The 18502-nt window shown below is 70.4% G+C and carries 14 protein-coding genes; 9 read left to right on the forward strand and 5 right to left on the reverse strand.

The window, feature by feature from the left end; all coding sequences use genetic code 11:
- Positions 1-20: 20 nt before the first annotated feature.
- A complete protein-coding gene (locus tag ABZ348_RS11875) occupies positions 21-611 on the reverse strand; it encodes a hypothetical protein (RefSeq protein ID WP_358931872.1) in 591 nt (196 codons plus the stop codon).
- Positions 612-787: 176 nt separating this feature from the next.
- On the opposite strand from ABZ348_RS11875, the gene ABZ348_RS11880 reads away from it, so the two are divergent.
- A complete protein-coding gene (locus ABZ348_RS11880; RefSeq protein ID WP_358931874.1) occupies positions 788-2290 on the forward strand; it encodes a helix-turn-helix domain-containing protein in 1503 nt (500 codons plus the stop codon).
- Between the two features lie 95 nt (positions 2291-2385).
- On the opposite strand, the gene ABZ348_RS11885 is transcribed toward ABZ348_RS11880, so the two are convergent.
- Positions 2386-3441: an Rv2578c family radical SAM protein gene (locus ABZ348_RS11885; RefSeq protein WP_358931875.1), complete on the reverse strand. Its 1056-nt coding sequence runs from the start codon at positions 3439-3441 to the stop codon at positions 2386-2388.
- A gap of 180 nt (positions 3442-3621) precedes the next feature.
- Here ABZ348_RS11885 and ABZ348_RS11890 point away from each other — a divergent pair, with 180 nt between their 5' ends.
- On the forward strand, positions 3622-4077 hold the full coding sequence (locus tag ABZ348_RS11890; RefSeq protein WP_358931877.1) for an SRPBCC family protein: 456 nt from the start codon (positions 3622-3624) through the stop codon (positions 4075-4077).
- A 390-nt stretch (positions 4078-4467) separates the two neighbouring features.
- On the forward strand, positions 4468-5214 hold the full coding sequence (locus ABZ348_RS11895; protein ID WP_358931879.1) for a class I SAM-dependent methyltransferase: 747 nt from the start codon (positions 4468-4470) through the stop codon (positions 5212-5214).
- 111 nt (positions 5215-5325) lie between these two features.
- Here the strand turns inward: ABZ348_RS11895 and ABZ348_RS11900 are convergent, their stop codons facing one another.
- Positions 5326-5850 (reverse strand): DoxX family membrane protein, encoded by a 525-nt coding sequence (locus ABZ348_RS11900; RefSeq protein WP_358931881.1) that lies wholly within the window; start codon positions 5848-5850, stop codon positions 5326-5328.
- 1383 nt (positions 5851-7233) lie between these two features.
- Between ABZ348_RS11900 and ABZ348_RS11905 the strand changes: the two genes are divergently transcribed.
- The 5 genes from ABZ348_RS11905 (at position 7234) to ABZ348_RS11925 (ending at position 15970) form a co-directional block, all read left to right on the forward strand.
- Positions 7234-8067 (forward strand): M55 family metallopeptidase, encoded by an 834-nt coding sequence (locus ABZ348_RS11905; RefSeq protein WP_358931883.1) that lies wholly within the window; start codon positions 7234-7236, stop codon positions 8065-8067.
- A 1-nt stretch (position 8068) separates the two neighbouring features.
- Positions 8069-9427: a M20/M25/M40 family metallo-hydrolase gene (locus tag ABZ348_RS11910; RefSeq protein ID WP_358931885.1), complete on the forward strand. Its 1359-nt coding sequence runs from the start codon at positions 8069-8071 to the stop codon at positions 9425-9427.
- 34 nt (positions 9428-9461) lie between these two features.
- Positions 9462-11486: a prolyl oligopeptidase family serine peptidase gene (locus ABZ348_RS11915; RefSeq protein ID WP_358931886.1), complete on the forward strand. Its 2025-nt coding sequence runs from the start codon at positions 9462-9464 to the stop codon at positions 11484-11486.
- Complete coding sequence (locus tag ABZ348_RS11920; protein WP_358931888.1) at positions 11483-12415, forward strand: LD-carboxypeptidase; 933 nt, start codon at positions 11483-11485, stop codon at positions 12413-12415. The genes ABZ348_RS11915 and ABZ348_RS11920 overlap by 4 nt, the downstream gene beginning before the upstream one ends.
- A 243-nt stretch (positions 12416-12658) precedes the next feature.
- Complete coding sequence (locus ABZ348_RS11925; protein ID WP_358931890.1) at positions 12659-15970, forward strand: NACHT domain-containing protein; 3312 nt, start codon at positions 12659-12661, stop codon at positions 15968-15970.
- A 12-nt stretch (positions 15971-15982) separates the two neighbouring features.
- Here ABZ348_RS11925 and ABZ348_RS11930 read toward each other — a convergent pair whose 3' ends face one another.
- Complete coding sequence (locus ABZ348_RS11930; RefSeq protein WP_358931892.1) at positions 15983-17062, reverse strand: adenosine deaminase; 1080 nt, start codon at positions 17060-17062, stop codon at positions 15983-15985.
- 219 nt (positions 17063-17281) lie between these two features.
- On the reverse strand, positions 17282-18028 hold the full coding sequence (locus tag ABZ348_RS11935) for a GntR family transcriptional regulator (protein ID WP_358931894.1): 747 nt from the start codon (positions 18026-18028) through the stop codon (positions 17282-17284).
- Between the two features lie 231 nt (positions 18029-18259).
- Here ABZ348_RS11935 and ABZ348_RS11940 point away from each other — a divergent pair, with 231 nt between their 5' ends.
- Complete coding sequence (locus tag ABZ348_RS11940; protein ID WP_358931896.1) at positions 18260-18502, forward strand: LapA family protein; 243 nt, start codon at positions 18260-18262, stop codon at positions 18500-18502.

Consider the following 18502-nt stretch of genomic DNA (forward strand, 5'->3'; position numbering starts at 1 on the left):
AGTAGGGCCTCAGTAGGGCCTCAGTAGAGCTTGGCGACCGCGGTCTGCGTGGTCTTCTTGAACCCCGCCAGCGGAGCACCGCTGAGGTCGCCCAACTGGCTCCAGCCGACGACGGTCACCGTCCGGCCGTCACGCCCCACCGAGTAGAGGGCGATGTCCGTCGAACCGACGCCGGGATCGGCGGTGTCGACGCTGTAGACGTACGCGCCCTCCTCCACGTTGATCTTCCCGTGGTACTTGGACGTGCCCTTCAACCCCGGGTACTCCTGCTGGAGGCGCTTGAGGCAGCCGCTGATGGAGGTGCGCAACTGGGTCACCAGCGTCTTCGCCTTGGCCTCCGTGGCGGCGACCGTGATCGTCTGGTGGGCGCTGGTGTCCAACTCCGTCTGGAACAGCCGGTGCTTGCTGGACGCCTTGGGAGCGATCTTCTTGGTGCAGAAGTCGGCGGCGGCCCCCGACTTGATGCCACCGGCCGTCCACGGGGTGAGCGAGGCGGGCAGTTGCTTCGCCGTCAGGAAGACGGGAGCGGGAGCCGCGGTGGCCGCGGACATCGAAGCGATCGTCATCCCGATGGCTGCGGCGGTCACGGCAGCGGTACGGAGCATGTTCATGGAAGTGCTTCCCCCTGGTGGTGGTTGGTGGAACGGTCATCAGCTTCGACGGCCCGTCGGCCGATGGGCAAGGGTCTCCGTCGGGGGTGGAACGATGGAACCATTCCACCCCCACTGACGTGGGAATACTCGGGAGGGGTGGAACGCCATCCTGGAACGGACCGGGGGCTGTACGGGTGAGCACAGGGGACACGGAGGCGTTCGCGCAGCGGCTGCGGGAGATGCGGGAGGCATCGGGGCGCAGTTACGGGGCGCTGGCGCGGCGGGTGGGGGTGAGCGCCTCGACCCTCCACCGGTACTGCTCGGGTCACACCGTGCCCATGGAGTTCGCTCCCGTCGAGCGCCTGGCGCGACTGTGCGGATGCCGGGGCGATGACCTGGTCGCGCTCCACCGCCTCTGGGTGCTCGCCGACGCCGAACGCACCAGACGCCAACTGGCCGCACAGGGAACGCCGGGCCCCGCACAGGGAACGCCGGGCCCGGAGTCGGACGGGAGACCGCTCGCCGACACCACGCACACCGTCCCGGCGCCGGTGGACGGCCTCGACGGTTCGACCCCCGCGAAGGAGCCTTCCGCGTCGGGGCCTTCCGACGAGCGGTCCGTCAACGAGGACACGGCCGCTCCCGATGCGCCTTCGGCCGAGGACCCGCCGGAGGTCACGGTGGTCCTCGGTGCCCGTCGGCCACGGCGTCACCACCGGGCCGTGTACGCGTCGGTCGCAGTGGTGCTGACCACCGTCAGTCTCGTGCTGCTGCTGGCCTTCGACCGGGCGCCGTTCTCCCGCGCCGATCGACAGCGCACGACCGTCGAACAGCCGGACGGCACCCGAACCGGACAGGCGTCGGCAGCCACACCGGACGGTCGCCCGAGCGTCGCGACCGTGCCCCCTTCCCCCTCGGCGTCCGCCTCCGTTCCGTCCTCCGGGGCGTCCCGGCGCGGACCGTCGACCGAAGGCACCGGGGTGAGCGGCTCCCCGACCACCACCCCTTCGCGGCGGACCACCGCCCCGGCAACCCCTGGCGGTCTGCCGTTCTCCTGGACCCTCGACCAACACGTCTGGAAGAACGAGTGCGATCACGCCTACCTCGTCGACCGGACCCCCTCCCGAGTGCCCCCGCCACCGTCCGAGTCCGACGCCGCGCCCTGGGCCGGCTCCCTCGGGGCGGTGCACGGCGGCGAGACCATGGTGCGGATCGCCGTGCAGGGCAAGACCGATCGGGCGGTCGTCCTGCAAGCGCTACGGGTGCGGACCGTCGCCCGCCGCACACCTCCGCAGGACAACGTGTATCTGATGAACGTGGGATGCGGCGGCTCGCTCACCCCGCGGATGTTCGATGTCAACCTTGACGCTCCGCGTCCCACCGCCCGGTCGGTGGCCGGCAGTGACGCCGGTGTGGAGATCCCCGCGGTCTCCTTCCCCTATCGGGTCTCCGCCACCGATCCCGAGGTTCTGTTGGTCACCGGTCGCGCCGTCGACTGCGACTGTGACTGGTATCTGGAACTGGAGTGGACGAGCGGGTCCGACGCCGGGACGGTACGCATCGACGACCGCGGACGCCCCTTCCGCACCAGTGGGATCAAGGGCCGGCCGACCTATGAGTACGACACGATCGAGGGCACCTGGCGACGGGTGAGCGTCGAGGGCAGGGGCGGTACGGAGGGTCCGTCGCAGCCCTGATCGGTCGGGCGGGCACCCGTTGTGCGGTCCGGGCGGCCCGGCCCGTGCCGCAGAAAGGTCCCGTGGGAAGGATCGCGCGAGTAAGGGTGAGGGTTTCAGAGCAGGGTCAGCTGTGTCTGTTCCGCCGTGGTTGCCCCTGTGCCCGTGGACTCCGGGGCCGGCGGTCGGATGCGTCGGGGCATTCCCGGGCCGGCGGGTCCGATGCCGAACTCCGTCGCCAGTTCGTGCACCTGCCGGGTGATGCGGCGTTGGTACCAGGTGGGTGCGTACGCCCCCTCCGCGTACAGCCGCTCGTATCGACGTACCAGGAACGGATGGTGTTCCTCCAGCCACGCCATGAACCACTCGCGCGCCCCGGGCCGCAGATGCAGGACGAGGGGGGTGACCGAGGTGGCGCCCGACTCGGCTATCGCGCGCACCGTCGCCCTGAGCTGGTCGGGATGGTCGCCGAGGAAGGGGATGACGGGGGCCATCAGCACTCCGCAGCCGATGCCGTGATCGGTCAGGGTGCGGACGACGTCGAGCCGGCGTTCCGGTGCCGGAGTGCCCGGTTCCACCGTGCGCCAGAGGGCTTCGTCGATGAATCCGACCGAGACCGAGATCCCCACGTCGGTCACCTCGGCCGCCTGTACCAACAGATCGAGGTCGCGCAGGATGAGCGTCCCCTTGGTCAGGATCGAGAACGGATTGGCGTGGTCGCGCAGCGCGGCGATGATGCCGGGCATCAATCCGTACCGACCCTCCGCCCGCTGATAACAATCGACGTTCGTGCCCATCGCGATGTGCGCGCCACGCCACTGACGGGAGCCGAGCTGGCGGCGGAGCAGTTCGGGCGCATTGGTCTTCACGACGATCTGGGAGTCGAAGCCGAGGCCGGTGTCGAGGTCCAGATAGCTGTGCGTCTTGCGGGCGAAGCAGTACACACAGGCGTGAGTACAGCCCCGATAGGGGTTCACCGTCCATTCGAACGGCATTCGGGAGGCCCCGGGCACACGGTTGATGATCGACCGGGCGCGCACCTCGTGGAAGGTGATCCCTCTGAACTCAGGAGTGTCAAAAGTCCTGGTCGTCACCGCTGACGTGGCGAAAAGGGCGGCGTCCGCGGCGGTCCGCCGCGCCGACGGGGTCTCCGCCAGATGGTCCCAGCGCATGGTCGCCTCCTGAGTAGTTCTCTCCCCGGTCCCTAGAATAGAACAACTGTTCGCACAAGAAGCGCAACCCCTGCGCTTCGCGCCGTGCGTCGGCCCCGGATTTGGGCCGCCGCACCTGAGGTGATTGGCTAGGGCGCCCCTGGAGGCACCCCCGAACAACCGAGTGCTGGAGGAACAGCAATGGCGCAGGTCGAGTCCACGACGCAACGGACCATCGCGGCGGACGCGGCGACGGTGTTCGACACACTGGCCGACTACGAGAACACCCGTTCGAAGCTGCTGCCCGGGCAGTTCAGCGAGTACGAGGTCCGCGAGGGCGGCGACGGCGAAGGCACCCTCGTCCACTGGAAGCTCCAGGCGACCAGCAAGCGGATCCGGGACTGTCTGCTCGAAGTGACCGAGCCGACCGACGGCCAGCTGATCGAGAAGGACCGCAACTCCTCCATGGTCACCACCTGGACGGTCACCCCGGCCGGGGAGGGGTCCTGTCAGGCCGTCGTCACCACGGTCTGGACCGGTGCGGGCGGCATCGGCGGATTCTTCGAGAAGACGTTCGCGCCCAAGGGCCTCGCCCGGATCTACGACCAGGTGCTCGCCAACCTCGCCAACGAGGTCGAGAAGGAGGCCAAGCGGTAACCCTTCGGGTGGGATCGTCGTAACACTCACTGTTTCGAGTGGTTTTCCCGCGGGGCCGTGCTGCGCCGGGTGCGCCGTGGACCGCGGGAAAGCCTCTGCCGGTCCTGTGCCGTGCACCGGGCCGAACGGCCCCCGGTCCGCCCGTTCGGCTCGAAACTGACGGGGTGCGGGGCCATGCGGTCCGCATCCGGACCCGCTGCTCATGGCTAGGCTCCTGGACCGTGGGCCCGGTTTCCATGGACGTACGGACGCCTCCCGGCTGATTTCCGCTGTTCTGCCCACTCGGAGCGTCCCGTGCATCGGGCAGCGGTTCGTACCGCACACTTGCCCTGGGAACGCACAGGCGATAGACCCCTGTTGACGTTTTGTCATATCCCTGGGGGGCTGGCCATGAGCGTGACGAGCCGATATCGGGATGCCTGGGAAGGATTTTGGGCCGAGGCGCCCGATGAGCCGGGAGCGGTCTTCTGGGACGCGGAGCCCGCGCTGACGGCGAGTCGACATCTGGCGCGCTACGAACCGCTGGTGGAGGACGCCGGGCTCACCATGGTGGACCTCGGCTGCGGCAACGGCACCCAGACCCGTTTCCTCGCAGACCGGTTCCCCGAGGTGCTGGGCGTCGACCTCGCCCATGCGGCGATTGACCTGGCCCGACGACAGCAGGCTGCGGCCAGACCGTCCCGATGTCCGGGGCTTCTCTCCTTCCGGCCGTTCGATGCCGTGGACGAGGAGTCGGTCGCCGGGTTGCACGACGAGGTGGGCGACTGCAACGTCTATGTGCGTGGGGTGCTGCACCAGGCGGACCCCCGAGATCGGCAACGCCTCGCGGATGCGGTCGGCGTGCTCGTGGGAGAGCGCGGTCGTGCCTTCGTGGTGGAGTTGACCGAGGCGGCCGGGATTCGGCTGGCGCAGCTCGTCAGCTCGCCCTCGGGACCGCCGGCCAAGCTCCTGCCGGTCTTCCGGCACGGGATCGTTCCGGGTCCGCTGCCGGACGAGGAACTGGTCGAACTCTTCGCCCGATCCGGGCTCTCGACGCTGGCCGGCGGGGAACTGCCCCTGACGACGACCGAGTACGAACTCGACGGCTCCCGCATCGAACTGCCGTCGAAGTGGCTCGTCCTGGGGCGCCGCCCCTGACCGACGGTCAGGTCCCGTGCCGTGTCACGGTACCCACCGCGCAGGCGGGGTCGGGTCGTACGGGCGGTTTCGCCCCGTACGACCCGGGCCCGTTCTCCGGTGTGCGCGGGGCTATGGACTGCGTCGATCCGCGGCCACGGCGAGACATGCCGCGATCAGCACCACGTTCTTGATGATGTACTGCCCCTCCAGTGTGGGGGTGCCCATCTGCCCGTTCCACATCTCGTCCGGCAGGATGAACAGCGCGGCGAACACCCCGGTCATATGGAGGAAGAACGCCGTGAGGACCAGGCGCAGCAGGACTCCGGATATCAGTCCCACGCCGATTGCGGTCTCGAAGAGTGCGAGCAACGGCCGGGAGAACTCCGGTGGTACGAGGTCGAAGGTCAGCACGCTCATGGTCCGGGTGGCGACGTCCTCCGCGGGGCTCGCCGCCGGCACGAACTTCATCACTCCGAACCAGAAGAAGACCAGTCCGACCGATATGCGAAGCACGGTGGTGCTGTGTACCTGATAGCGGGCCAGTACGGTCCCGATCAGAGGCTTGCTGCGCCGTCGTCTGCCCGTCGGGGCCATCACCAGGGGCCGTTCGGCCACCCGCCGCGACGTGCTGCTGGTGCGTTCGGTGTAGCTCATCGTCGTCCGTCCTTCCCGAGGGCGTCGCACCAGCTCCCGATGTCCCCGAACTCACCGTCTGGGGAGCGGTCCGCCAACGCCTCGGTCTCGATTCATCCTGACGATCGCTCGTGGGGTGCGACCGCCGGTCGTGCGCGCATGGGAAACGGCGATCGCCCTGCTTGCCGACCCGGATGGTCCGTCCGGTCGCCTGTGGGCGTGACGGCTTCGGCAGGGTGATCCCGCGGTGATGCGCTGTGTGCGTGTTTCTGGTGTTCTGGCGCCCTTACCGATCGGTGGCCGGGGAGAGCGCCGGCGGTGGGGGCCGCCGTCGCCCTGAAGTGGCCACGGTGACGACCGACCCGGAACGAGGGGCTCGTGCTGGAGCCGGGGCGGGCGCTGTGGGTGACTGCGGTCTCGCAGCGGGACGCGGTGGCACCCGGCGATGCCGGGGGAGTGCCGCCGTACCGGGGCTGATCATGTTGGGGGCATGACATTCAACGGTGTGTCGGCCATGGGTCCGTAGTGATGGGGCGCGTGGGGGCGCCGATCGGCTCTGTGTCAAACGCATGGTTCCTCGTGGGGGTGGGGGGATGCGACTGAGCTATGCGTTCGAATCTGGCATCACGCTATAAGCTTCTGCCCATGTCCGTAAAGGTCTGGACCAATACCCGTTCCTTGTGTGCACGGACCAGTTCCCTTCGGCGCCGCACCCGTAGGACTTCAGATCCCCTCCAGTCGCACCGTCGAACGGGATCACACCACATCCGCCCGTAAAACCCCACTCCTGTTCATCCCGGGTGTCGCTGAACTCCCCGCGGTACAGGGTAAGTTGCGTCCGAAGGCAACGGCGCGGGAGTGCACCTCCGTGCCGGCACACACCATCGACGTACCCATGATGGGCTCGCGGTACGGCACGGGCGTACGGGAGAACCCTTGGTTCCCCGTACCGTTCGGGGGCATCCGGACACCGCACGGTGTCTACGGGTCCGTCATCATCGGTCGGTTCGTGGCCAAGTGCGGTGTGTTCGTCGACGGGGCCGCTCGACGAACGTGCGCCACCTCGCATGCCCCGGTTCCTCAAGGGTGAGCTACGCACATCATTTTTCCCAGGTCAAGGGGCCATACCGTCGAGTACGCCGGGACCGGGCAGCCGTCGGGGCGACTTGCCCGCCCCCCGAGCGGACTGTTGGCTGGATCGGGTGATCGGGTGCAGTTCGGCCGGGCCGCCTCCAGTCGCCGCGCCGGGACACGGCGCGGGCCCAGTGCCCGAGGACGACGGTACGGATGATCTACTCGAAGCCGATGCGACCGATGCGTCCGATGTGGCCGGTGTGACCGGCATTAACGACAGAGGTCAGTGGGGCAGTGGATCCCGCTGGCCCGGGAAGAACAGGGCGAGCTGTGAAGATCCTCATCAGCGCCGACATGGAGGGCGCCACGGGTGTCACCTGGCCGGCCGATGTGCTGCCCGGCACACCCCAGTGGGAACGCTGTCGCACCATGTTCACCTCCGACGTGAACGCGGCAGCGCTCGGCTTCTTCGACGGCGGAGCCGACGAGGTCCTGGTCAACGAGGCGCACTGGTCCATGCGCAATCTGCTGCTGGAGCAGTTGGACGAGCGCGTACAGATGCTGACGGGCCGGCACAAGTCGCTCTCCATGGTCGAGGGCGTCCAACACGGCGACGTGGACGGGATCGCCTTCATCGGCTACCACACCGGAGCCGGCGCGGAAGGGGTGCTCGCCCACACCTACCTGGCCAACTCCATCACCGGCGTCTGGCTCAACGGCACCCGGGCCAGCGAGGGTCTGCTCAACGCCCAGGTCGTCGCCGAGTTCGGCGTCCCGGTCGTTCTCGTCACCGGAGACGATCTGACCTGCGTGGACGCCGACGGCTATGCACCCGACGCCCGCAAGGTCGCCGTCAAGGACCACGTCTCACGGTACGCGGCCGTCTGCCGCACCCCCACCCGCACCGCTGCCGACATCCGCACCGCCGCCCGACAGGCAGCCGCGCTCGCCGTGCGCCACGAGCCGGTGCAGGCCGGACCCTTCACGGTGGAGTTGGAGTTCGACGCCGAACACCTCTCCGCCGCGGCCACGGTCGTACCCGGTGTGGCGGGCAGCGGTGAACGACGCGCCGCGTACACCAGCGAGACCATGTTCGAAGCGATTCGCACGTTCAAGGCGGTCACCACCATCGTTTCGGCGGCCGTGGAGGAGCAGTATGGCTGACATGAACGCATCTGTCGGGCGCCGCGGAGCGGTCGACACCGGCCCCGTCGATGCGCAGGCCCTGGACGAGGTGGTGACCTTCACCTCCGAGTTGATCCGGATCGACACCACCAACCGCGGCGGCGGAGACTGCCGGGAGCGCCCCGCCGCCGAATACGCGGCCGAGCGGCTCGCCGCCGCGGGGCTCCAGCCCCTGATGCTGGAGCGCACCGCCGGTCGCACCAACGTCGTCGCCCGGATCGAGGGCACCGATCCCACCGCGCCGGCCCTCCTGGTCCACGGGCATCTCGACGTGGTGCCCGCCGAGCCCGACGACTGGTCGGTCCACCCCTTCTCGGGAGAGGTCCGCGATTCGGTGGTCTGGGGGCGCGGCGCCGTCGACATGAAGAACATGGACGCGATGATCCTGTCGGTCGTCCGGGCCTGGGAACGGGCCGGGGTACGGCCCCGCCGGGACATCGTGGTCGCCTTCACCGCCGATGAGGAGGCGAGCGCAGAGGACGGGTCCGGATTCCTCGCCGACGAGCACGCCGACCTCTTCGAGGGGTGCACCGAGGGGATCAGCGAGTCCGGCGCCTTCAGCTTCCACGCCGGGCCGGGGATGACGCTCTACCCCATCGCGGCGGGGGAGCGGGGCACGGCCTGGCTCAAGCTCACCGCCCACGGCAGGGCCGGCCACGGCTCCAAGGTCAACCGGTCGAACGCGGTCAGCAGGCTCGCCGCCGCCGTCGCCCGCATCGGCGAGCACCAGTGGCCGGTCCGGCTCACCCCCACGGTCCGCGCCGCCCTGGCCGAACTCGCCCGGCTGCACGGCGTCCCCGCCGACCCGTACGCCCCGGACTTCGACGCCGACGCGTTGATTGCGCAGCTGGGACCCGCCGCGGCCCTGGTCGAACCCACCGTGCGCAACAGCGCCAACCCCACCATGCTGGATGCTGGATACAAGATCAATGTGATCCCCGGTCATGCCACCGCCTACATCGACGGGCGGATGCTGCCCGGTGCCGAGGACGAGTTCGCACGGACCATGGACCGGCTCACCGGGCCCGATGTGGAGTGGGAGTTCCACCACCGCGAGGTGGCGTTGCAGGCACCGGTCGACTCGCCGACGTTCGCCAAGCTCCGTGAGGCCGTCGAACGCTTCGACCCCGAGGGTCACGTGGTGCCGTACTGCATGGCCGGCGGCACCGACGCCAAGCAGTTCTCCCGACTCGGCATCACCGGCTACGGCTTCTCGCCGCTGAAGCTGCCCGCCGGATTCGACTACGCGGCGATGTTCCACGGCGTCGACGAACGGGTACCCGTCGAAGCCCTGCACTTCGGCGTCCATGTGCTCGACCACTACCTCCGAACCGCGTGAAGTCCCAGTGAACCCGCTGACAAGGGAGTCGGACATGGCACCCACGGCCGCCTTCGGTACCTGGCCGTCACCGATCGACGCCGCGCTCGCCGCCTCGCACGACGGGCGCCCCGAGTTCCTCGGCACCGTCGGCGACGAACTCTGGTGGACGGCGCCCCGGCCCGCCGAAGGAGGCAGACGCGCCCTGGTGCGACGGCGCGCCGACGGAGCCGAGGAGTCGGTCCTCCCGGCGCCCTGGAACGTCCGCAGCCGGGTCATCGAGTACGGCGGCCACCCGTGGGCCGGCGCACTCCGCCCTGACGGCACCCCGCTGGTCGTCTTCGTCCACTTCCCCGACCAGCGGCTGTACGCCTACGAACCGGACGCCCCCGGCGCCGAACCGACACCGCTCACCCCTCTCTCCACGGTCGGCGACGGCCTGCGCTGGGCCGATCCGCAACTGCACCCGGAACGGGGTGAGGTGTGGTGCGTGCTGGAGGAGTTCACCGGTGCCTCCCTCACCGATGTGCGCCGGGTGATCGCCGCCGTGCCCCTGGACGGCTCCGCCGCCGACGACCGCGCGGCCGTGCGCGAACTCACCGACGACCGTCACCGCTTCACCACCGGGCCGAGGCTCTCCCCGGACGGCCGACAGGTCGCCTGGATCGCCTGGGACCACCCCCGGATGCCCTGGGACGGCACCTCGGCGATAGTGGCCGATGTCGGCCCGGACGGCCCGTTCACCGCGGTGCGCGAGGTCGCCGGAGGCCCCGAGGAATCCATCTGCCAGGTCGAATGGGCCCCGGACGGCTCGCTGTTGTTCCTGTCGGACACCACCGGCTGGTGGGAACCCCGCCGACTCCGCCCCGACGCCCTGACGGCAACAGCCGGACGCCCACCCACCGCCCCCGGGGCGGGTGAGGCCCTGTGCTCCGGACGCGGCGAGGAGTTCGGCGGACCGCTCTGGAAGATCGGCCTTCAGTGGTTCAAACCGCTCGACGACGGACTGATCGCCGTCATCCACGGCACCGGCACCACGGCACTGGGCATCCTCGATCCGGACACCGGCGAAGTGGTCGACGCCGCGGGCCCCTGGACCGAATGGGCCGCCTCACTCGCCGTCCAGGGCGATCGCGTCATCGGCGTCGCGGCCAGCCCCCGCAGCGCGTACGAGATCGTCGAACTCGACACCCGCACCGGACACACCCGGGTCATCGGGGCGCCCCACGACGATCCGGTGGACCCCGCCTACTACCCGGAACCCCACCTCCGTACGTTCGCCGGCCCCGGGGGCCGCGCGATCCACGCACACGTCTACCCGCCCCACAGCCCCGACCGAACCGCACCCGACGACGAACTGCCCCCGTACGTCATCTGGGCCCACGGCGGACCCACCGGCCACTCTCCCCTCGTCCTAGACCTGGAGATCGCCTACTTCACCTCCCGCGGCATCGGCGTGGCCGAGGTCAACTACGGCGGATCCACCGGATACGGCCGTAAGTACCGGGACAGCCTGCGCGAGCAGTGGGGCGTCGTCGACGTCGAGGACTGCGCGGCCGTCGCCCGGGCGCTGGCCGCCGAGGGCACCGCCGACGCCTCGCGGCTCGCCATCCGGGGCGGCAGCGCCGGCGGATGGACCACCGCCGCGTCCCTGGCCCGCACCGACGTCTACGCCTGCGGAAGCATCAGCTATCCCGTGCTGGACCTGCTCGGCTGGGCATCAGGAGAGACCCACGACTTCGAGTCGCAATACCTGGAATCCCTCATCGGCCCCCTCACGGACGTACCGGACCGCTACCGGGAGCGCTCACCGCTCCAGCACACCGACCGCATCACCACCCCCTTCCTGTTGCTCCAGGGGCTCGACGACGTCATCTGCCCGCCCGTACAGGCAGAACGGTTCCTCCAGCAGATGACGGGCCGCGGCATCCCCCACGCCTACATCGCCTTCGAAGGCGAGGGACACGGCTTCCGCCGGGCCGAGACGATGGTGCGCGCGATCGAAGCGGAACTCTCCCTCTACGCCCAGACCTTCGGCTTCGAACGGTCGGACGTCCCCCTACTGGAGCTCAAGAAGTGACCCTCACCCCCCTGACCCGGGCCGCTCGACTGCGACCCGGGGCCAAGGTCGCCATCGTCGCCCCCAGTGGTCCCGTACCCGACGAACGGCTCGACGAGGGCCTGGACGTCCTGCGCGGTTGGGGGCTCGATCCGCTCGTCATGCCGCACGTCCGCGGCGCCCACCGGGACTTCCCGTATCTGGCCGCGACCGACCACGACCGCGCACGGGACCTCACCGAAGCCTGGTGCGATCCCAGCGTCTCGGCCGTCCTGTGCGCCCGTGGCGGCTACGGCGCACAGCGGATGGTCGACCTACTGGACTGGACGGCGATCCGGGCCGCCGGGCCCAAGGTCTTCGCCGGCTACAGCGACATCACCGCCCTGCACGAGGCGTTCGCCACCCGGCTGGGACTGGCCACCCTGCACGGCGCCATGCCCGGCGCATTGACGTTCCTCAAGGACGAGACCACCCGAGAGTCCCTTAGAGCGACCCTCTTCGAACCGGAGTCGGTGCAGGTCCTCGCACTGGAAACCGCGGGCACCCTGGTGCCGGGCCGGGCCCGAGGCATCACCCTCGGCGGCTGCGCCAGCCTTCTCGCAGCCGACCTCGCGACGCCCAACGCCCGGCCGAACGCCGCAGGCGGAATCCTCCTCCTCGAAGACGTGGGCGAGGACGACTACCGCATCGACCGCATCCTGACCCAACTCCGGCGGTCGGGCTGGCTGGACGGCGTACGGGGCATCGCCCTGGGTTCCTGGGCGGAGTGCGGCCCCTACGAGCGCGTACGGCGGGTCCTGTTGGATCGACTCGGTGGTCTCGGTGTTCCCGTCGTCGAGGAACTGGGCTTCGGGCACGCGGCGCAGAACCTCACGATGCCGCTGGGTGCGTCGGCGGTGCTCGACGCGGACGCCGCGACCCTGACCCTGGACGAGCCCGCCCTGATCTGACCGCCCCTTCCGAACACCCCCTTCCGAACACCCCCTTCTGACCACCTCGTTCTCGCACCTCGCGGGGTCCGCGGGGTCCGCGGTGATCGGTTTCCGCGTCGTCCCGTCCGTGCGCCCGGACCCGGATCGCCGGGACGAACGTGCCCCTTTTGAGCCCAGCCGTTTCGCATGGTGGGACGGTGTGCGCGCGTAGACGTTCGCAAAGGTGGCGTGTACTGATCGTCGGGGTGGCACGATGGGCACATGAAGGGGCAGTTGGAGTCGTGGAGCGCACGACGGGCCCGCCCTGTTCCCGGCACGGTCATCCATCCCGTGCACGGCCAAGACGGCGCCGACCTCGCCCGGGCCGGCTCCCTCGACGACGGGCCGCACCTTCGGATCGATCCACCCCGGCCGCACCGCCCGCAGCCCCTGCACATGGTGATGGCGCTGCTCCTGGCCACGGCCGGTGGCGCCCTCACGCTCTGGCGGGTCGACCCGCACTGGACGGGGCCGCTCTGGCTCGGTGGCGGGGTGCTCGCCATCGGCCTGTGGCAGCTGACGCGTGCGGCGTGGGCCCGGCGCGGGCGCAACGCCAACCACCCCGACCACGCCGACGGCGCGGCCCTCGACGCCGAGCGACTCGACGCAGCCGCCATACGACTCGGCGAGTGGCTGCGCACGGCCTACGACCAGGAAGAGCGTCGCGCCCGCCTCCACGATCCGATCCCGATCCAGGTCCGCTGGCGCCCGGCCGATCCACGGCTGTCGGACCACGCGGCGAGCATCAGCCGGGGCAGCAGCCAACTACCCGACCTCGGCGGAGAATTCGACGACATCAACGACGTCTTCGCCCGGCTCCCCTCGCGTCGACTGGTCGTGCTCGGCGCCGCCGGGGCGGGCAAGTCGGTGCTGGCCCTGCGCTTCGCCCGCCGCGCCCTCGGCAAGGGCCCCGTGCCGGTGATCCTTCCGCTGGCCTGTTGGCAGCCGGGCCGTCAGTCCCTCTGGCAGTGGGCGGCCGAGTACCTCGCCGACCGTCATCCGCGGCTCGCCGACCGGGACGACGAGCGCCGAGCGGTCGCATCGGCGCTGCTGCGCAGCGGCCGTGTCCTGCCCGTGCTCGATGGCTGGGACGACATCCCCGCCGTGCTCCAGCCCGGCGCACTCGCCGAGTTCCACGCGACCCTCCGCCCCGCCGCGGGATTTGTGCTGACCAGCCGTACGGACGCCTACCGGAACGCCGTCGCGGGCAGTCAGGTCCTGACCGCCGCCGCCGTCGTGGAGCTCGAACCGCTCACCGTCGTGCAGTTGGCCGAGTACCTGCCCCGCGCGAGCCGTCCCACCAGCGCCGCCGGTCGCATCGCCACCCAGTGGGACCCCGTCCTCGACCGGCTCCGTACTGACGGCACCAGTGGTGGAACCGCGCCCGGGGACCCGGCCGTCGGCCGGCTGCGGGCCGTACTGTCCACTCCCTTGATGGTCGCGCTGGCCCGTGCCGCCTACAGCGACACCCGTGCCGACCCCGCGGAACTGCTCGACGACACCGGCGAGTTCCCCGACGCCGACACCATCCGGGCCCATCTCTTCGACCGTTTCCTGCCCTCCGTCTACCATGGCCCGCTCGGCGACCGCAGCTGGAACCCGATCGCGGCAGAGCGCTGGCTGCGCTTCCTCGCCCGCCATGTCCGCTCCGGCGGTACCGGGGAGTTGGAGTGGTGGCGGCTGGATCTGGCCGCCCCTCGATGGACCGGACCGCTGGGCTTCCTTCCCGCCATCGCCGCCATGACCGCCGTCGCGTACGGGATCGGCCTGGGCGCCGCCCGTACGACCGTCGCTCCGGGAGGCACGGTCTGGCCGACGCTGGCACTCCTGGCCCTCATCGCCCTGGTGCTCGGATGGCGCGTCATCGACGCCGCCGTACTACCGGCGCCGCGGCGTTGGCGTGCCAGGCTCTCCCGTCCACTGCCGCTCACCGAGCCCGCGGACACCTCCGCGGCCAGCACCCCCTGGCAACTGCTCGGACAGGACCGGACCGCGGCCTTCCTCACCGGGGTGCAGCGACCGTTGAGTCAGGACGGCTGGTTCGGAGCGCTGCGTACGGCACTGGTCCTCACCCCGATCGCCGTGTTGCTGTGGCTGCTGTCCGCGGGCGCCGACCGGAGCGGGGACCGGACCTGGGCCGCCCCCGTGCTGCTGGGGCTGATCGCCTGGCTGCTGTACGGGGTCGCGCTCTCGGCCTGGGGCCGGTACACGGTGGCACGCTTGTACCTCGCCGCCCGCGGCAAACTGCCCTGGCAGCTGGGCGCCTTCCTGCACGATGCGCACCGCCGCGGCGTACTGCGGCAGAGCGGTGGACGCTACCGCTTTCGCCATCGAGAACTCCTCGACCGACTCGCGGGCGACCCCCTACCGAAGCGTCCCGTGTCCCCGCGCGGCAAGCAACGCGTCAATCGAGCCGTACTGGAGATCGTTGCCGGGCTGACCGTCATGGTCTGGCTGTTCGCCGCGGCGGTGCACACGCTGGGCCCGCCCGGGCCCGTCCACACCGTCGCACCGGCCTGCTCCCTGCTCACGGCCGGCCAACTCGCCCCCGCGATCAGCGATCCGCACAGTCAACCCGACGGCCGGAACGGAGGCCCGGACCGGTGCCGCTGGACCGAGCTGGCCCCGTTCCACCGTGATGTGCGCGTGGAGGTGACTGTCACCGTCGAGCGCCCGGACGGCGGACGGAGCGCACTCACCGTCGCCGACCGTCGGGTGCAGGACCACCGCGGCGACCGGCTCACCGGAGTGGGCGACGCAGCGGAGATACGATCCGACGACCTGCGGCCGGGTGAGGCCACGGCGTCCGTACGAGCACGGGCGAAGAACGTCGTCGTCGATCTCCACTACCGGGAACAGGCGTCGGACCGGCCCCGGGTGGCCTCGATGGCGGGCATCCTGACCCGTCAGGTGCTCCACAACGCCGGGCTCGGCCCCTCTCCGGGCACTGCGCTCTCCGCCGTCTCCAGCCCCCCGCTGCCGGCGCAGTCCAAGTACCTGCGCTACCGCAAGGAGGACCCGCGCTCGCTCAAGGGGCCCGTGTGGCAGTCGGGCGACCGTTCCCAACTGCTGGAACTGGACGGCTTCCCCTTTGTCTTCAGGGGCCCGCCGATGGAGTGCGAGCGCGGCCCGGTGTGCCGGACCGAAGCCGTCGGCTCCGCCGCGGACGGCAGATCGATCCACGGCCGATTGACGGCGGACCTGCGCCCCTGCGGAGCGACGCCCTGCGACGGAGAGAGCGTCGGGCGCTACCTCGACGCCGTTTCCACCCGGCGCACCACGGCGACCGACTGGTCGTGGGCGGACGCCACGACCGTCATCGCCGACTTCTCCTGCCGTGACGAGCCGACCACCGACCGGCCGGACCCGGACGGGTTGCGCTGTGTCGAACTGGTACGGGCGTTCAGTCTGGACGGTCGGCACTATCTGCTGGGACTGCGGACCGTCGTCGCCGAGGAACACGCGGACGTGATGCGCAAGACCGTCAACGACATCTACACGCAGAGCCGTCCGCCCGCGCAGCCGAAGCGCTGAGCCTACGGTTGCTCAGTCGGTGGACGGGGCGTCGAGCGCCGCGTACCCCGGGCGGATCACTTCGTCGATCAGCCGACGCCGCTCCGGCAGCGGCAGGAACGCGGACTCGACCGCGGCGACGGTCAACTCCTCGAAGACCTCGCGGCCGTACCCGAAGGCCCGTACCAGATGCTGGAACTCCTGGCTCATGGTGGTGCCGGAGACCAGGCGGTTGTCCGTGTTGAGCGTGACGCGGAAGCCGAGGCGGCGCAGCAGGTCGATGGGATGGGTGGCGTAGTCCTTCGCGGCGCCTGTCTGGAGGTTGGAGGTCGGGCAGATCTCCAGGGCGATGCGGTTGTCCCGAACGTAGGACGCCAGCCGGCCGAGCGTGGCCGTGCCGTCCTCGTGGACCGTGATGTCATCGGTGATGCGCACCCCGTGACCGATCCGCTCCGCACCGCAGATCTGCACGGCCTCGTGGATGGACTCGGCGCCCACGGCTTCACCGGCGTGAATGGTGAAGTGGCAGTTGTGTCGCTTGAGGTGCTGGAAGGCCGGCAGATGGCGGGCCGGGGGGTTGCCGATCTCGCCGCCTGCGATGTCGAAGCCGGCCACCCCGCGGTCGCGATGGGCGACGGTGAGTTCGGCTATCTCCAGTGAGCGATCGGTGTGCCGCATCCCGGTGAGCAGGGCGCGGACCGTGATCCGGCCACCCGCGCGCCGCTCGCCCTCGCGGAACCCGGCGTTGACGGCGTCCACGACCTCGTCGAGGGTCAGCCCGCGCTCCAGATGCTGTTCGGGCGCGTACCGCACCTCGGCGTAGACGACCCCGTCCGCAGCGAGGTCCTCCGCGCACTCGGCGGCCACGCGCTCCAGTGCGTCCCGGGTCTGCATCACCGCGCAGGTGTGGGCGAACGTCTCCAGGTACCGCTCCAGCGAGCCGGAGTCCGCCGCGTCGCGGAACCAGTCGGCCAGTGCCGCGGGGTCCTCGGTGGGCAGCGCGCGGTAGTCGTGCTCCCGGGCCAGCTCGATGATGGTCGCGGGGCGCAGGCCACCGTCGAGATGGTCGTGGAGAACGGCCTTGGGCGCGCGGGTGATGTCAGACAAGTGCATGCAGCGGGAGTGTACGGCACCTCTGGGGGCGCCGCCGTGACGGCCGTCTCCCGCCGGGATGTCCGGGATGCCCGGGCGGGTCAGGTGGCGGCTGCCCGGCTGTGGGCGGGGCAGGGAGTCTCGGATCAGGATCGCCCCGAGTGCAGGACGGGGCGCCGGAGCGGCCGGAGGCAGCAGGACGTGCAAGCGTGCAGAACGCGCAGGACCGGGAGCCTCGGATCAGCCCGACTGCACGACCGGGAGGGCGGGTGCGCCCGTCGGCAGCATGTGCTTGGCCGCGAGGACGGGGGTGCCGTCCACTCGCACCACCTGGGTGATCAGTACCGCGGGGGTCTGGGGAGCGCGGTCCAACTGTTCACCGCGGCGTCGGCCGAGCAGGGTCGCGGTCACCGTGCTGTGTCCGGTCAGCGGCAGTGCGCGCGAGGCGCCGACCAGCGCGGCGAGCATGGAGCCCGCCTCGCCCGCGGTCGACCGCAGGGCGTCGGCGAAGGCGGGATGGGCCCGCTCCAGCACCTCGCCCGGGGCCGCCCACTCCTGGCTCAGCGCCGCTGCCGTGCTCTCCGTCTCCAGGACGGATTCCCAAAAGCGCAGTTCGGCATCGGCCGGGGCGAGCAACTGGTGGGTGGTGAAGTCGGTCGGCTCCTCCACCGCCCGCAGCAGCGGGCGCACTCGTACCGGTGCACCGGTGGACAGCGTCTCCTCCAGCGGCTGGATGCGTTCGTGGCCCCGGCGCGGCGGGCTGAGGTTGACCGTGCGGCCCACCCCGCGGCGTACGGTCAGCAGCCCGTCCTCCTGGAGCAGCAGCAGGGCCTCGCGCAACGCCGGCCTGCTGACGCCGAGCTCGGTCGCCAGCCGGGGCTCGGACGGGAGGGTGCAGCCGGGCGGATAGACGCCCTCGTGGATCGCGTCGGCGATGCGCTCGTACAGCGCCACGACCGGTCGGCGCTGCGGTCGGTTGACGGTCACGGTCCGCTCCTCGCGCAGGAAGTCACCGTGATCATCGAAGACCACGGTTGATGGACCCAAGCTTGTCAGACAACATCCCGCGCCAGTCGCAGTCAGCCGCTCCGGCTACTTGTCAGACATCAGCCGCACCCGTTCCTCTGCCGGGCCGTGGACCGTCGAACGCATCGCTGCCCTCACCCGAACGGACCGCTCCACAGCACCCCGTCGTGGAGCACGGCCCATTCTGGTGGCATGAGTGCTCAGGATGCATCGAGGGGCAGGAAGAGCGGCTTCAGGGATCGGCTGACGCCGGGGCGGATCGCGGTCGGCGTGCTCACGATCCTGGCCATCATCTTCATCTTCGAGAACACCCGGGAGGTCAAGATCCGCCTCCTGATCCCCGAAGTCACCATGCCGCTCTATCTCGCCCTGCTGGCGATGTTCGTGATCGGGGCACTGTGCGGCGGCTACCTCTTCCGCCGACGCCCCCGCTAA

Source organism: Streptomyces sp. NPDC005963, assembly GCF_040638655.1.
In the GTDB taxonomy this organism is placed as follows: Bacteria; Actinomycetota; Actinomycetes; order Streptomycetales; family Streptomycetaceae; genus Streptomyces.

Excerpts from the sequence above, each read along its gene's own strand:
- ABZ348_RS11940 (WP_358931896.1), top strand. The coding sequence starts at position 18,260 with ATGAGTGCTCAGGATGCATCGAGGGGCAGGAAGAGCGGCTTCAGGGAT.
- ABZ348_RS11915 (WP_358931886.1), top strand. The coding sequence starts at position 9,462 with ATGGCACCCACGGCCGCCTTCGGTACCTGGCCGTCACCGATCGACGCC.
- ABZ348_RS11890 (WP_358931877.1), top strand. The coding sequence starts at position 3,622 with ATGGCGCAGGTCGAGTCCACGACGCAACGGACCATCGCGGCGGACGCG.
- ABZ348_RS11930 (WP_358931892.1), bottom strand. The coding sequence starts at position 17,062 with ATGCACTTGTCTGACATCACCCGCGCGCCCAAGGCCGTTCTCCACGAC.
- ABZ348_RS11900 (WP_358931881.1), bottom strand. The coding sequence starts at position 5,850 with ATGAGCTACACCGAACGCACCAGCAGCACGTCGCGGCGGGTGGCCGAA.
- ABZ348_RS11895 (WP_358931879.1), top strand. The coding sequence starts at position 4,468 with ATGAGCGTGACGAGCCGATATCGGGATGCCTGGGAAGGATTTTGGGCC.
- ABZ348_RS11875 (WP_358931872.1), bottom strand. The coding sequence starts at position 611 with ATGAACATGCTCCGTACCGCTGCCGTGACCGCCGCAGCCATCGGGATG.
- ABZ348_RS11910 (WP_358931885.1), top strand. The coding sequence starts at position 8,069 with ATGAACGCATCTGTCGGGCGCCGCGGAGCGGTCGACACCGGCCCCGTC.
- ABZ348_RS11925 (WP_358931890.1), top strand. The coding sequence starts at position 12,659 with ATGAAGGGGCAGTTGGAGTCGTGGAGCGCACGACGGGCCCGCCCTGTT.
- ABZ348_RS11885 (WP_358931875.1), bottom strand. The coding sequence starts at position 3,441 with ATGCGCTGGGACCATCTGGCGGAGACCCCGTCGGCGCGGCGGACCGCC.